Source organism: Streptomyces sp. NPDC037421, assembly GCF_055602105.1.
This window is the reverse complement of the sequence record NZ_JBVJWV010000015.1, coordinates 158590-170755: the sequence shown is the minus strand read 5'-3', so window position 1 is coordinate 170755 and position 12166 is coordinate 158590. Positions and strand designations below refer to the sequence as shown.

Annotated in this window: 13 protein-coding genes and 1 pseudogene; 12 read left to right on the top strand and 2 right to left on the bottom strand. The window is 71.6% G+C overall.

Annotation, left to right across the window (positions count from 1 at the left end; genetic code table 11):
• Nucleotides 1-91: 91 nt before the first annotated feature.
• Nucleotides 92-484, bottom strand: a pseudogene (locus ACZ7IF_RS22585) (SDR family NAD(P)-dependent oxidoreductase); the annotation flags it as partial.
• A gap of 180 nt (nucleotides 485-664) precedes the next feature.
• On the opposite strand from ACZ7IF_RS22585, the gene ACZ7IF_RS22580 reads away from it, so the two are divergent.
• Nucleotides 665-1282 (top strand): dihydrofolate reductase family protein, encoded by a 618-nt coding sequence (locus ACZ7IF_RS22580; protein ID WP_470973956.1) that lies wholly within the window; start codon nucleotides 665-667, stop codon nucleotides 1280-1282.
• Nucleotides 1283-1407: 125 nt separating this feature from the next.
• The gene (locus tag ACZ7IF_RS22575; protein WP_470973953.1) at nucleotides 1408-2322 is read left to right on the top strand and encodes a DMT family transporter; all 915 of its coding nucleotides are present in this window, start codon (nucleotides 1408-1410) and stop codon (nucleotides 2320-2322) included.
• A gap of 124 nt (nucleotides 2323-2446) precedes the next feature.
• Here ACZ7IF_RS22575 and ACZ7IF_RS22570 read toward each other — a convergent pair whose 3' ends face one another.
• Complete coding sequence (locus ACZ7IF_RS22570; protein ID WP_470973950.1) at nucleotides 2447-3451, bottom strand: Gfo/Idh/MocA family protein; 1005 nt, start codon at nucleotides 3449-3451, stop codon at nucleotides 2447-2449.
• A 142-nt stretch (nucleotides 3452-3593) separates the two neighbouring features.
• Between ACZ7IF_RS22570 and ACZ7IF_RS22565 the strand changes: the two genes are divergently transcribed.
• The 10 genes from ACZ7IF_RS22565 to ACZ7IF_RS22520 all read left to right on the top strand — a co-directional run bounded on the left by ACZ7IF_RS22565 (nucleotide 3594) and on the right by ACZ7IF_RS22520 (nucleotide 12156).
• On the top strand, nucleotides 3594-4604 hold the full coding sequence (locus ACZ7IF_RS22565; protein ID WP_470973947.1) for a sugar ABC transporter substrate-binding protein: 1011 nt from the start codon (nucleotides 3594-3596) through the stop codon (nucleotides 4602-4604).
• Nucleotides 4601-5641 carry an ABC transporter permease gene (locus tag ACZ7IF_RS22560; protein ID WP_470973944.1) on the top strand — a complete coding sequence of 347 codons (1041 nt, stop codon included), beginning with the start codon at nucleotides 4601-4603 and terminating at the stop codon, nucleotides 5639-5641. The genes ACZ7IF_RS22565 and ACZ7IF_RS22560 overlap by 4 nt, the downstream gene beginning before the upstream one ends.
• A complete protein-coding gene (locus ACZ7IF_RS22555) occupies nucleotides 5638-6474 on the top strand; it encodes an ATP-binding cassette domain-containing protein (protein WP_470973941.1) in 837 nt (278 codons plus the stop codon). Before ACZ7IF_RS22560 ends, ACZ7IF_RS22555 begins: the two co-directional genes overlap by 4 nt.
• The gene (locus ACZ7IF_RS22550; RefSeq protein WP_470973938.1) at nucleotides 6471-7640 is read left to right on the top strand and encodes an ROK family glucokinase; all 1170 of its coding nucleotides are present in this window, start codon (nucleotides 6471-6473) and stop codon (nucleotides 7638-7640) included. Before ACZ7IF_RS22555 ends, ACZ7IF_RS22550 begins: the two co-directional genes overlap by 4 nt.
• A complete protein-coding gene (locus ACZ7IF_RS22545; protein WP_470973935.1) occupies nucleotides 7637-8236 on the top strand; it encodes a hypothetical protein in 600 nt (199 codons plus the stop codon). The genes ACZ7IF_RS22550 and ACZ7IF_RS22545 overlap by 4 nt, the downstream gene beginning before the upstream one ends.
• A gap of 34 nt (nucleotides 8237-8270) precedes the next feature.
• Nucleotides 8271-8903 (top strand): MBL fold metallo-hydrolase, encoded by a 633-nt coding sequence (locus tag ACZ7IF_RS22540; protein ID WP_470973932.1) that lies wholly within the window; start codon nucleotides 8271-8273, stop codon nucleotides 8901-8903.
• 30 nt (nucleotides 8904-8933) lie between these two features.
• Nucleotides 8934-9713 carry an exodeoxyribonuclease III gene (locus ACZ7IF_RS22535; RefSeq protein WP_470973929.1) on the top strand — a complete coding sequence of 260 codons (780 nt, stop codon included), beginning with the start codon at nucleotides 8934-8936 and terminating at the stop codon, nucleotides 9711-9713.
• A gap of 229 nt (nucleotides 9714-9942) precedes the next feature.
• Entirely contained in the window at nucleotides 9943-10383 is a 441-nt protein-coding gene (locus tag ACZ7IF_RS22530; protein ID WP_470973925.1) for a DUF6278 family protein, read from the top strand.
• Nucleotides 10384-10495: 112 nt separating this feature from the next.
• The gene (locus ACZ7IF_RS22525; protein WP_470973922.1) at nucleotides 10496-11239 is read left to right on the top strand and encodes an amino acid ABC transporter ATP-binding protein; all 744 of its coding nucleotides are present in this window, start codon (nucleotides 10496-10498) and stop codon (nucleotides 11237-11239) included.
• 11 nt (nucleotides 11240-11250) lie between these two features.
• Nucleotides 11251-12156 carry a glutamate ABC transporter substrate-binding protein gene (locus tag ACZ7IF_RS22520; RefSeq protein ID WP_470973920.1) on the top strand — a complete coding sequence of 302 codons (906 nt, stop codon included), beginning with the start codon at nucleotides 11251-11253 and terminating at the stop codon, nucleotides 12154-12156.
• The last annotated feature ends 10 nt before the right edge of the window (nucleotides 12157-12166 follow it).

Below are 12166 nucleotides of genomic sequence, written 5' to 3'. Positions count from 1 at the left end.
GCTCGCCGACCGCTACCGCGCCGGAGTTGTCCTGGCCTCCCTGATCCTCTGGCTCCGCGAACCAGCCAGATGTCATTTGTCAGACAGCCCTTAGCGCCGTCATCGAGCGCTGCGGGTCCGCGTACGGGCCGCCGGCCGGGTTCATGTCGGTGTCCGTGGGGCCCGGGTGGACCAGGTGCGCGGTGATGCCGCGCCCGCCGAGCTCCCGGGCCGGGGACTTCGTCAGGCCCGTCATGGCCGCCTTGCTCATCGCGTACAGCGTGCCACCGGGGCCGGGGACCCGGCTCACCATGCAGCTGCCGATGGTGACGGCGCGCCCGCCGGAGCCCATGTGCCCGGCCGCGGCCTGCGCGGCCAGGAAGGCGCCCCGGACGTTGACGCCGAGGACCAGGTCCACTTCGGCGATGCCGAGCGTGTCGATCGGCCCGATCACCCCCGCGCCGGCGTTGTCGACCAGGACGTCGAGCCGGCCCAGCGCCCGTACGGTCTCCTCCGTCCGTTCATTTGGTTGCAGATTCAATGAAATCTTCGGGAGGCGGGCGGCGCTGGCGGGAATCCGACCTCGCGTTCACGCGCGCCGCACCGATGAGTTCCGGCGCCGACGGGAGTCTGAGGAGGAGAAGAGACCGGCAGGACACCGACCCGACACAAGGAGCGCCGCGCCATGGGCAAACTGACCCTCACCACCTTCCTGACCCTCGACGGAGTGATGCAGGCCCCCGGCGGCCCCGACGAGGACCGCAGCGGCGGGTTCGCGTACGGCGGCTGGCTCGTGCCCTTCGCCGACGAGGGCATGGGGGAGTTCGTGAACGAGCTCTTCGGCCGGGCCGGGGCCTTCCTCCTCGGACGCCGGACGTACGAGATCTTCGCCTCCTACTGGCCGCAGCACGACGACCCGGCCGACCCGGTCCCGAACAAGCTCAACCGGCTGCCGAAGTACGTCGCCTCCACCACCCTCAAGGACCCCGCCTGGGGTCCGGCCACCGTCGTGGACGGGGAGCAGCTCCAGTCGGAGATCGTCCGGATCAAGGACGCCATGGACGGGGAGCTCCAGGTGCACGGCAGCGGACAGCTGGCCCAGTGGCTGCTCGCACGCGACCTCGTCGACGAGCTCAACCTGCTGGTCTTCCCCGTCTCCCTCGGCGCGGGCCGGCGGCTGTTCCCCACCGGCGGCCTGCCCACGGCCTTCGAGCTGACGGCCTCCCGCACCACCGGCAGCGGGACCGCCATCCACACCTACCGCCCCACCGGACGCGCCGCCTTCGGCACCTTCGAGGACTGAGCGGGACGGGGCCGCGCGGGCGCGGCATAACCGGTCGACCGGGAAGATCCACTCGGATACGGTGGGCCCGCACCCGTGCGAGCCGCCGCCGTCTCCACGCCCTTCCCGCCGTCGGAGCCGCCCCGGTGTCCACCCTCGCCGCCCCCGCGCCCGCCCTCGCCCCCCGCCGCGCCTGGCTCGCGGACCTGCCCGTGCTGCTCGTCGCCGTCGTCTGGGGCGGCAGCTACCTCGCCGCCAAGGGGATCACCGCCACGCACACCGTGATCGCGGTCCTCGTACTGCGCTTCGCGCTCGTGCTCCCCGTGCTCGTCCTCGCCGGATGGCGGCGGCTGCGCGCTCTGACCCCCGCCCAGCTGCGCGGTGCCGCGGCGCTGGGACTCGTACTCGGCGGGATCTTCCTGCTGGAGACCTACGGGGTGGTGCACACCTCCGCCACCAACGCCGGCCTGATCATCAGCCTGACCATGATCTTCACGCCGCTCGCCGAGTCCGCCGTACGCCGCAGGAAGCCGTCGGCCGCCTTCCTCGGGGCCGCCGCGGTCTCCGTCGCCGGGGTGGTGCTCCTGACGCAGGGCGCCGGGTTCACCGTGCCCGGCCCCGGGGACCTGCTGATCCTCGGCGCGGCCCTGGCCCGCACCCTGCACGTCATGCTGATGGCGCGGATCAAGGCCGTGCAGGACGCCGACTCGCTCTCGCTGACCACCGTCCAGCTCGGCAGCGCCGTACTGGTCTTCGCCGTGCTGGCCGCCGTCCCCGGCACCGGTGACGGTCCCTGGGCGGCGGCCGCCGGCTTCGGGCCCGCCGAATGGGCCGGGCTCGCCTTCCTGTCCGTCTTCTGCACCCTCTTCGCCTTCTTCGTGCAGATGTGGGCCGTACGCCGCACTTCGCCCTCCCGCGTCAGCCTGCTGCTCGGCACCGAACCGCTGTGGGCGGCCGCCGCCGGCATCGCCATCGGCGGCGAGCACCTCGGCGCCGCCGGCCTCACCGGAGCGGCCCTCGTCCTCGCCGGCACCGCATGGGGGCGCCGCGCGGCGGGCTGACCCTCCCCTTCCGGATCGTGCCCGGCCGTCGATTGGCCGGTTAGCGGCTCCTGCGGGCTTGATCACCGGGCCTACTGTGGCCCGCATGCCCGCCAGCGCCCGCACCCGCGCCAGAGCCGGCGCCCTACAGGTCCGGGAGCTCCGCCAGCCGTACGGGCCGGCGCTCCCGCCGGGAGCGCTCGCAGGCCTCGGCCACCCGGAACGCGGCGAGTGCCTGGAGCCCGTCGCAGGGGTTGTCCCCCTCGCCGCGCACCAGCCGTACGAACGCCGCCAGCTCGGCCTCGTAGGCGGGGGCGAACCGCTCCAGGAACCCGGTCCAGGGCTTGCTCGCAGGGGGCGGGCCGTGCGGCTCCGTCGAGGCGATCGGCGTACGGTCGTCCAGCCCGGAGGAGACCTGGTCCAGCTCCCCGGCCAGCTCCATCCGGACGTCGTACCCGGCGCCGTTGCAGCGGCTGCCGGTACTGGTGACCAGCGTCCCGTCGTCCAGGGTCAGGACGGCGGCGGCCGTGTCCACGTCCCCCGCCTCCCGGAACCGCGCCGGACCCCCGTCGGCTCCGGTCGCGTAGACCTCGGCCACCTCGCGCCCGGTCACCCAGCGGACCATGTCGAAGTCGTGCACCAGGCAGTCCCGGTACAGGCCCCCGGAGGCCGCGAGGTACTCCGCCGGCGGCGGGGCGGGGTCGGCGGTCATGGTGCGGACCGTGTGCAGCCGCCCCAGGGCACCCGAACGGACCAGCTCCCGCGCGGTGCGGTAACCCGCGTCGAAGCGGCGCATGAAGCCCACCTGGAGCAGCCCCCGGCAGGCCCCCACCTCGCGCAGCACGGCAAGGGTCCGGGCCAGGTCCGGGGCCAGCGGCTTCTCGCAGAACACCGGCAGCCCGCCGCGCACCGCCCGTACCACCAGATCGGCGTGGCCCTCCGTGGCACAGGCCACCACCACGGCGTCCACGCCCCAGGTGAAGACCTGGTCGACCGCCGGAGCGGCGGTGGCCCCCAGCCGGTCCGCGAGCCGCGCGGCCCGCCCGGGGTCGGCGTCGGCCAGCAGCAGTGAGCCGGCGTCCGGGTGGCGGGCCAGTGCGGCCGCGTGGAAGGAGCCGATCCGGCCCGTTCCGATCAGCCCGATGCGCATGCACTCAACGTGGCCCCGTACGGGGGACCTGTCAATCTGCCCGGGCATGCCCCGATGACCCTTCATGGTCCACTGTGGCGGATACTGGGCGGCTGAAACCGGAATGACCGATTGATGACGGACGAGGGAAGGGCACGGGGACGTGGCTAGGGTTCGGACAGGGGTACGCGTCGTCGGCGCCGTGCTCGCGGCGGTACTGGGGGCTTCCCTCGCCGGCTGCAGCAGCACGGGCGGCAAGCGCGCCGAGGAGCGGGCGAAGGCCGCGGAGGCGGGCCGGCCCGCCGTGTCCACGCCGCGCTGGACCTTCGCGATGGTCACCCACGCGGGCGACGGCGACACCTTCTGGGACATCGTGCAGAAGGGCGCCAAGGAGGCCTCGGCGAAGGACAACATCAACTTCGTCTACTCCCACGACGACCAGGCGCAGCAGCAGGCCCAGTTCGTGCAGAACGCCATCGACCAGAAGGTCGACGGGATCATCGTCAGCCTCGCCAAGCCCGAGGCCCTCAAGGACGTCATCGGCAAGGCCGTCAAGGCCGGCATCCCGGTGGTCACGGTCAACTCCGGCTCCGCCCAGTCCGCCGCGTACGGGGCGCTCACCCACATCGGGCAGGACGAGGAGATCGCCGGCGAGGCCGTCGGCACGGAGCTGACCAAGCGCGGCAGGAAGAAGGCCGTCTGCGTCCTGCACGAGCAGGGCAACGTGGGCCACGAGCAGCGCTGCGCCGGGGCGAAGAAGACCTTCGGCGGGTCGATGGAGAACCTGTACGTCGAGGGCACCAACATGCCCTCCGTGCAGGCGGCCGTCCAGGCCAAGCTCCAGGCGGACCCCTCCGTCGACGCCATCGTGACCCTCGGCGCGCCCTTCGCCCCCACCGCCGTCAAGGCCAAGGACGCGGCGGGCAGCAAGGCGGAGGTGGACACCTTCGACCTCAACGAGTCCGTCGCCCGCGACCTGAAGTCCGGGGCGCTGGGCTTCGCCGTGGACCAGCAGCCCTACCTCCAGGGCTACCAGGCCGTGGACCTGCTGTGGCTCTACCGCTACAACGCGGACGTCCTCGGCGGCGGCCGCCCGGTGCTGACCGGCCCGCAGATCGTCACCGCGGCCGAGGCGGCCAAACTGGAGGAGTACATCAAGCGGGGCAGCCGATGAGCACCCCCGCCGCCCCCGCCGTCGACGAACGGCTCGCGCCCGCCTCGTACGTCCGGCGGCTGCTGGGCCGCCCCGAGCTGGGCGCGGTCGTCGGCGCCGCCGCGGTCTTCGTCTTCTTCTGCTTCGCCGCCGACAGCTTCCTGAAGCCCTCCAGCCTGAGCACGGTCCTGTACTCGGCCTCCACCATCGGCATCATGGCGGTCCCGGTCGCCCTGCTGATGATCGGCGGCGAGTTCGACCTCTCCGCCGGCGTCATGGTCACCACCTCGGCACTGTTCAGCTCGATGTTCAGCTACCAGATGACCGCCAACGTCTGGGTCGGCGTCCTCGTCTCCCTGCTGGTCACCCTGGCCATCGGCTTCTTCAACGGGTTCATGCTGACCCGCACCAAGCTGCCGAGCTTCATCATCACGCTCGGCACCTTCCTGATGCTGACCGGCCTGAACCTCGGCTTCACCAAGCTGATCAGCGGCTCGGTCTCCACCAAGACGATCGCCGACATGGAGGGCTTCTCCTCCGCCCGGGCCCTGTTCGCCTCGCAGTGGAACGTCGGCTCGGTCACCCTCAAGGTCACCGTCCTGTGGTGGCTGGTGCTGGTCGCCGTCGCCACCTGGATCCTGCTGCGCACCCGAGCCGGGAACTGGATCTTCGCCGTCGGCGGCGGTGCCGACGCGGCCCGTGCCACCGGCGTCCCGGTGGTCAAGACCCGGATCGGCCTCTACATGGGGGTCGCGCTGTGCGCCTGGATCTCCGGGCAGCACATCCTCTTCTCCTTCGACGTCGTCCAGTCCGGCGAGGGCGTCGGCAACGAGTTCCTCTACATCATCGCGGCCGTCATCGGCGGCTGTCTGATGACCGGCGGCTACGGCTCCGCGATCGGCTCGGCCGTCGGCGCCTTCATCTTCGGCATGACCAGCAACGGCATCGTCTACGCGCAGTGGAACCCGGACTGGTTCAAGTTCTTCCTGGGCGCCATGCTGCTGCTCGCCACGCTGCTGAACGCATGGGTCCGCAAGCGGGCGGAGGCGCGGGCATGAGCACGCCACTGGTGAAGCTGACGGACGTCAGCAAGTACTACGGCAACATCCGCGCCCTCCAGGGCGTCTCCCTGGAGGTGTCGGCCGGCGAGATCACCTGCGTGCTCGGCGACAACGGTGCCGGCAAGTCCACCCTCATCAAGATCATCGCGGGGCTGCACCGGCACGACGCGGGCAGCTTCGAGATCGAGGGCGTGGAAACCGGGCTCGCCAACCCGCGCGCCGCCCTCGACCACGGCATCGCCACCGTCTACCAGGACCTGGCCGTCGTCCCCCTCATGCCGGTCTGGCGGAACTTCTTCCTCGGCTCCGAGCCCACCAAGGGCCGCGGCCCCTTCCGCCGCCTCGACGTGGAGTTCATGCGCGAGACCACCCGCACCGAGCTGCTGCGCATGGGCATCGACCTGCGCGACGTCGACCAGCCGATCGGCACCCTCTCCGGCGGCGAGCGGCAGTGCGTGGCCATCGCCCGCGCCGTGTACTTCGGCGCGAAGGTCCTCGTGCTGGACGAGCCCACCGCGGCCCTCGGCGTGAAGCAGTCCGGCGTGGTCCTCAAGTACGTCGCCGCCGCCCGGGACGCGGGCCTCGGGGTGGTCCTCATCACCCACAACCCGCACCACGCGTACCTGGTCGGGAACCGCTTCGTGCTCCTCAAGCGGGGCGCCATGGCGGGCAGCCACACCCGCGACTCGATCACCCTGGACGAGCTCACCCGGCAGATGGCGGGCGGCTCGGAGCTGGAGGAGCTGAGCCACGAGCTGGAGCGGGTGGCAGAATCAGGGGCGACCACCCCATCCGATCCGGCCGGCGACAGGGACGAAACGACTCGATGAGCACGTACCGGGACTTCACGCTCGCCCACCGGGGGGCGGCGCGAGGCACCGTCCTGCGGACCGTCGGGACCCGTGAGCGCCGCTCGTTGCGCACCGCCCCGCGCGTACCGACCGTCGGCATCGACATCGGCGGCACCAAGGTGATGGCCGGCGTGGTCGACGCCGACGGGGTCATCCTGGAGAAGATCCGCACCGAGACCCCGGACAAGTCCAAGAGCCCCAAGGTCGTCGAGGACACCATCGTCGAGCTGGTCCTCGACCTCTCCGACCGGCACGACGTGCACGCCGTGGGCATCGGCGCCGCCGGCTGGGTCGACGCGGACCGCTCCCGCGTCCTGTTCGCCCCGCACCTGGCCTGGCGCGACGAGCCGCTGCGCGACGCCCTCCAGTCCCGGCTCGCGGTCCCGGTCATGGTGGACAACGACGCCAACACCGCGGCCTGGGCCGAATGGCGCTTCGGCGCCGGCCGCGGCGAGGACCACCTCGTCATGATCACCCTGGGCACCGGGATCGGCGGGGCCATCCTGGAGGGCGGCCAGGTCAAGCGCGGCCGCTTCGGAGTGGCCGGCGAGTTCGGCCACATGCAGGTCGTCCCCGGCGGACACCGCTGCCCCTGCGGCAACCGCGGCTGCTGGGAGCAGTACAGCTCCGGCAACGCCCTGGTCCGCGAGGCGCGCGAGCTGGCCGCCGCCGACTCCCCGGTCGCGTACAACATCATCGCCAGGGTCGGCGGCAACGTCCACGAGATCACCGGCCCCCTCATCACCGAGCTGGCCCGCGAGGGCGACGCCATGTGCGTCGAGCTGCTCCAGGACATCGGCCAGTGGCTCGGCGTCGGCATCGCCAACCTCGCCGCCGCCCTGGACCCCTCCTGCTTCGTCATCGGCGGCGGCGTCAGCGCCGCCGACGACCTGCTGATCGGCCCCGCCCGGGACGCCTTCCGCCGCCACCTCACCGGCCGCGGCTACCGCCCCGAGGCCCGCATCACCAAGGCCGAGCTCGGCCCCGAGGCCGGCATGGTCGGCGCCGCCGACCTCGCCCGCCTCGTCGCCCGCCGCTTCCGCCGCGCCACGCGCCGACGCGTCGAGCGGTACGAGCGCTACGCGCAGCTCGGCCGGCGCGGCGCCGCGGGCCCCACGGACCCCAAGGATCAGGAACAGCAGTGACACCGCCCTCCCTGCCCCGCCAGGCCTCCTCCCCCGAAGCGGGCGGTACGCAGCCGCCCACCGCCGAGGAACGCGAGGACCGCCGGCACACCGTACGGCGCCGCTGGGTCACCGCGATCATCATCGTGCTGCTCATCGGGGTCCCCGCGGGCTACCTGTTCATCTCGGCCCAGCAGAGCCGCGAGAGCGGCAAGGACAAGGCCGCCCGGGTGGGCGCGGTCAAGGTGCGCACCGACTGGCCCTCCAAGGTGCAGCGCGGCATCTACGAGGTGCCGATCCCGATGATGGCCTCCCACGTCGGCTACCTGGAGACCAACAACTGGCACACCAGCCGGCTGTACGTGCAGTTCCAGGTGACCCCCGCGGAACTGGACGCCTTCCTGGCCGGCGTGGGCACGAGCAGGGACGCCCTGACCCCCGGAGTGTCGGTCTCCGACCGCGACGCCGGGGTCGCCGGCTGGAGCTGGAGCCCGCAGCACAAGTGGTCCGGGGTCACCCTGGAGGCCGAGGACCCCCGCCCCACCCGGGACATCACCGTCGACTCCACCAACCCGACGGCCCCCCGCGTCTACGTGGTCTCCACCACCGTTCCCTAGGTCTTGGCCGGGCGCGGCCGCCTATGGTGGGATCATGAAGCTCACCAAACGGCTGCACTCCTGCGTCCAGTTGGAGAAGGACGGGCGCGTGCTCGTCATCGACCCGGGCGCCTTCAGCGAACCGGACGCGGGCCTCGGGGCGGACGTCCTGCTGGTCACCCACGAGCACCCCGACCACTTCGACGAGGGCCGGCTGCGCGCGGCGCTCGACGCGAACCCGGCCGCCGCCCTGTGGACCCTGCGCAGCGTCGCGGACCGGATGGCCGCCGCCTACCCGGGCCGGGTGCACACCGTGGGCCACGGCGACGCCTTTGCCGCCGCGGGCTTCGAGGTCCAGGTCCACGGCGAGCTGCACGCCGTGATCCACCCCGACATCCCGCGCGTCACGAACGTCGGCTACCTCGTGGAGGGCTCCCTCTTCCACCCGGGGGACGCGCTGACCGTGCCCGGCGTCCCGGTGGAGACGCTGATGCTGCCCGTGCACGCGCCGTGGAACAAGGTCGGCGAGGTGATCGACTACGTCCGCGAGGTGAAGCCGGCCCGGGCCATCGACATCCACGACGCCTACCTCTCGGACATCGCCCGGCCCATCTACGACTTCGCCCTCGACAACTTCGGCGGCGCCCCGCACAGCCGTCTCGGCGCAGGTGAGAGCGCCGCGCTCTGACTGTCGGTGCCGGGCGGTAGGTTGGTGTACATGCGTATCGCCACGTACAACGTCAACTCGATCACCGCCCGGCTGCCGCGCCTGCTGGCCTGGCTGGAGAGCTCCGGCACGGACGTGCTCTGCATCCAGGAGACCAAGTGCTCCGCGGAGCAGTTCCCCGCCGCGGAGCTGCGCGAGCTGGGCTACGAGTCGGTCGTCAACGCCACCGGCCGGTGGAACGGCGTGGCCCTGCTCTCCCGCGTCGGGCTGGAGGACGTCGTCGTGGGGCTGCCGGGCGGCCCCGACTACGAGGGCGTCCAGGAGCCCCGCGCCATCTCCGCCACCTGCGGCGGGGTGCGCGTCTGGTCCGTGTACGTGCCCAACGGCCGCGAGGTCGAGCACGACCACTACGGCTACAAGCTGAACTGGTTCGGCGCCCTGGCCACCGCCATCGCCGAGGACGCGTCCGGCACCCGCCCCTTCGCGGTCCTCGGCGACTTCAACGTGGCGCCGACCGACGAGGACGTGTACGACCCGGCCGTCTTCGCGGGCCTCACGCACGTCACCCCCGCCGAGCGGGCCGCCCTGGAGGCCCTGCGCGCCGCCGGGCTCAGCGACGTCATGCCGCGCGCGCTCAAGTACGACCGCCCGTACACCTTCTGGGACTACCGCCAGCTCGCCTTCCCCAAGAACCGGGGCATGCGCATCGACCTGGTGTACGGGAACGAGCCCTTCGCGAAGGCGGTCAAGGACGCGTACGTCGACCGCGAGGAGCGCAAGGGCAAGGGTGCCTCCGACCACGCCCCGGTCGTCGTCGACCTCGACGTCTAGGTCCTGTCTGGGCGATCTTCGTGGATCAGGCCGCGGGGTCTGGTGCGGTGCATCGCAAGGCGGAGGAGCGCAGCTCGTACTCGGCCGTACTCGCGCGCTCCGACAACGCGGCGAGGTGCCGTGCCGGACGTCGCGGGCCCGCGAAGATCGCCCGGACAGGGCCTAGAAGACGGAGGGATCAAGGCGCGCCCTGTGGCCAGCCGGGGATCCTGGTGCCAGGCTGGTCGGTATGAACATCCCTTTCCTGGCCAACTGGCTGAACCGGCACGAAACGGAACAGGGTGCGGGGCTCGCCGCCGCCCTCGCGGATGATCCCGAGGGCGTCGCCGAGCTGTTCTCGGAGTGCGAGATGCTGCGGTCCCAGGCGAGGGCGGCCGGGCTGGAACTCGACCAGACCCCGGCCTCGTTGGAGGCCCTGGACCAGCTGATGCCGCGCTGGCGCCGGGACCCCGAGGCCGTGCCCTGGCTGGGCAACGACGCCGGCTTCTACCTCGGGACCGTGATCGTGCGCAGCCTCCCGGGCGCCGGCTGGCAGGTCTGGCCCAACGGCCAGCCGGTCATCCGGCTCGCGTCCGGGCGGGAGCTCAACGTGATCGAGTCGGGGCTGTCCTGGGCGATGACCGGCTCCCCGGAGCTCAGCCAGGCCTACGCCGAGGCCTCCGAGGGCTGAATAAAGGGCCAATGTACTTTATGTACCTTTTTGGCGTGTCGAAGTGAAGTCCCTTCGGCGGCTGGATAGTTTGCGCTGACCTCGACACACCGACAAGTGGGCAGGGCAGCGTATGGCCGTCGATCCGTTGATCGAGCTGCGGGACGTCAACAAGCACTACGGGAAGTTGCACGTCCTCCAGGACATCAACCTCACCGTCGGCCGCGGGGAGGTGGTGGTGATCATCGGGCCCTCCGGGTCCGGCAAGTCCACCCTCTGCCGAACGATCAACCGGCTGGAGACCATCGAGTCCGGCACCATCACCCTCGACGGCCGGCCCCTGCCCGCCGAGGGCAAGGAACTGGCGGGCCTGCGCGCCGAGGTCGGCATGGTCTTCCAGTCCTTCAACCTCTTCGCGCACAAGACCGTCCTGGCCAACGTCTCGCTCGCCCAGATCAAGGTGAGGAAGCGCAAGAAGGAGGAGGCCGACAAACGCTCCCGGGAGCTCCTGGACCGGGTGGGCCTCGCCAGCCAGGCGGACAAGTTCCCCGCCCAGCTCTCCGGGGGCCAGCAGCAGCGCGTGGCCATCGCGCGCGCCCTCGCCATGAACCCCAAGGCACTGCTCTTCGACGAGCCCACCTCTGCCCTCGACCCGGAGATGATCAACGAGGTGCTGGAGGTCATGCAGCAGCTCGCCCGCGACGGGATGACGATGGTCGTGGTCACCCACGAGATGGGCTTCGCCCGCTCCGCCGCGAACCGCGTCGTCTTCATGGCCGACGGCCGGATCATCGAGGACCGCACCCCCGAGGCCTTCTTCACCGCCCCCGAGAGCGACCGCGCCCGGGACTTCCTCTCCAAGATCCTCAAGCACTGAGGGGCGGCCCGGTGAAGCACACCCTGCGCGCACTCGCCCTGGCCGCGCTGCTCCTCGTGACCGCAGCCTGCGGCAGGTCCGGCAGCCCCCCGGTCAAGGGTCCCCAGCCCGAGGACCTGCCCGCCTACAAGGTCGACACCGCCTTCTCGCTGCCCCAGTCGCGTACCTGGGAGAAGGCGAAGAAGCGCGGCCGCCTCGTGGTCGGAGTCAAGGAGGACCAGCCGTACATGGGGGAGAAGGACCCCGCGAGCGGCCGCTACTCCGGCTTCGACATCGAGATCGCCAAGATGATGGCGGCCTCGCTCGGCTTCGGCCCCGAGGCCGTCGAGTTCAAGACGATCGCCTCAGCCAACCGCGAGACCGCCCTGCAGAACGGCCAGATCGACTACTACGTGGGCACCTACACGATCAACGACAACCGCAAGAAGCAGGTCGGCTTCGCGGGCCCCTACTTCATGGCCGGCCAGTCCCTGCTCGTCCGCAGGAACGAGAAGGACATCAAGGGCCCCGAGGACCTCGACGGCAAGAAGGTCTGCTCCGCCGCCGGCTCCACCCCCTACCAGCGGCTCCAGCGGGAGTTCCCCAAGGCCGTGCTCGTCGCCTACGACACCTACTCGGTCTGCGTGGACAACCTGCTGACCTACCAGGTCGACGCCGTCTCCACCGACGACTCCATCCTCCTCGGCTACGCCGCCAAGGTCCCCGAGGAGCTCAAGGTCGTCGGCAAGCCCTTCTCCCAGGAGCCCTACGGCATCGGCGTCCCCCGCGGCGACAACGCCCTGCGCCTCGCCCTCGACGACGCGCTGGAGGCGGACGAGAAGAACGGCTACTGGAAGAAGGCCTACGAGGCCACGCTCGGCCTCTCCGGCCAGCCCGCCCCCAAGCCGCCCGCCATCGACCGCTACCCGGCGGGCTGAAGGGAGAGCG

Coding starts and splice junctions, on each gene's coding strand:
- ACZ7IF_RS22535 (WP_470973929.1), top strand. CDS start 8,934: ATGCGTATCGCCACGTACAACGTCAACTCGATCACCGCCCGGCTGCCG.
- ACZ7IF_RS22530 (WP_470973925.1), top strand. CDS start 9,943: ATGAACATCCCTTTCCTGGCCAACTGGCTGAACCGGCACGAAACGGAA.
- ACZ7IF_RS22540 (WP_470973932.1), top strand. CDS start 8,271: ATGAAGCTCACCAAACGGCTGCACTCCTGCGTCCAGTTGGAGAAGGAC.
- ACZ7IF_RS22570 (WP_470973950.1), bottom strand. CDS start 3,451: ATGCGCATCGGGCTGATCGGAACGGGCCGGATCGGCTCCTTCCACGCG.
- ACZ7IF_RS22525 (WP_470973922.1), top strand. CDS start 10,496: ATGGCCGTCGATCCGTTGATCGAGCTGCGGGACGTCAACAAGCACTAC.
- ACZ7IF_RS22580 (WP_470973956.1), top strand. CDS start 665: ATGGGCAAACTGACCCTCACCACCTTCCTGACCCTCGACGGAGTGATG.
- ACZ7IF_RS22555 (WP_470973941.1), top strand. CDS start 5,638: ATGAGCACGCCACTGGTGAAGCTGACGGACGTCAGCAAGTACTACGGC.
- ACZ7IF_RS22560 (WP_470973944.1), top strand. CDS start 4,601: ATGAGCACCCCCGCCGCCCCCGCCGTCGACGAACGGCTCGCGCCCGCC.
- ACZ7IF_RS22550 (WP_470973938.1), top strand. CDS start 6,471: ATGAGCACGTACCGGGACTTCACGCTCGCCCACCGGGGGGCGGCGCGA.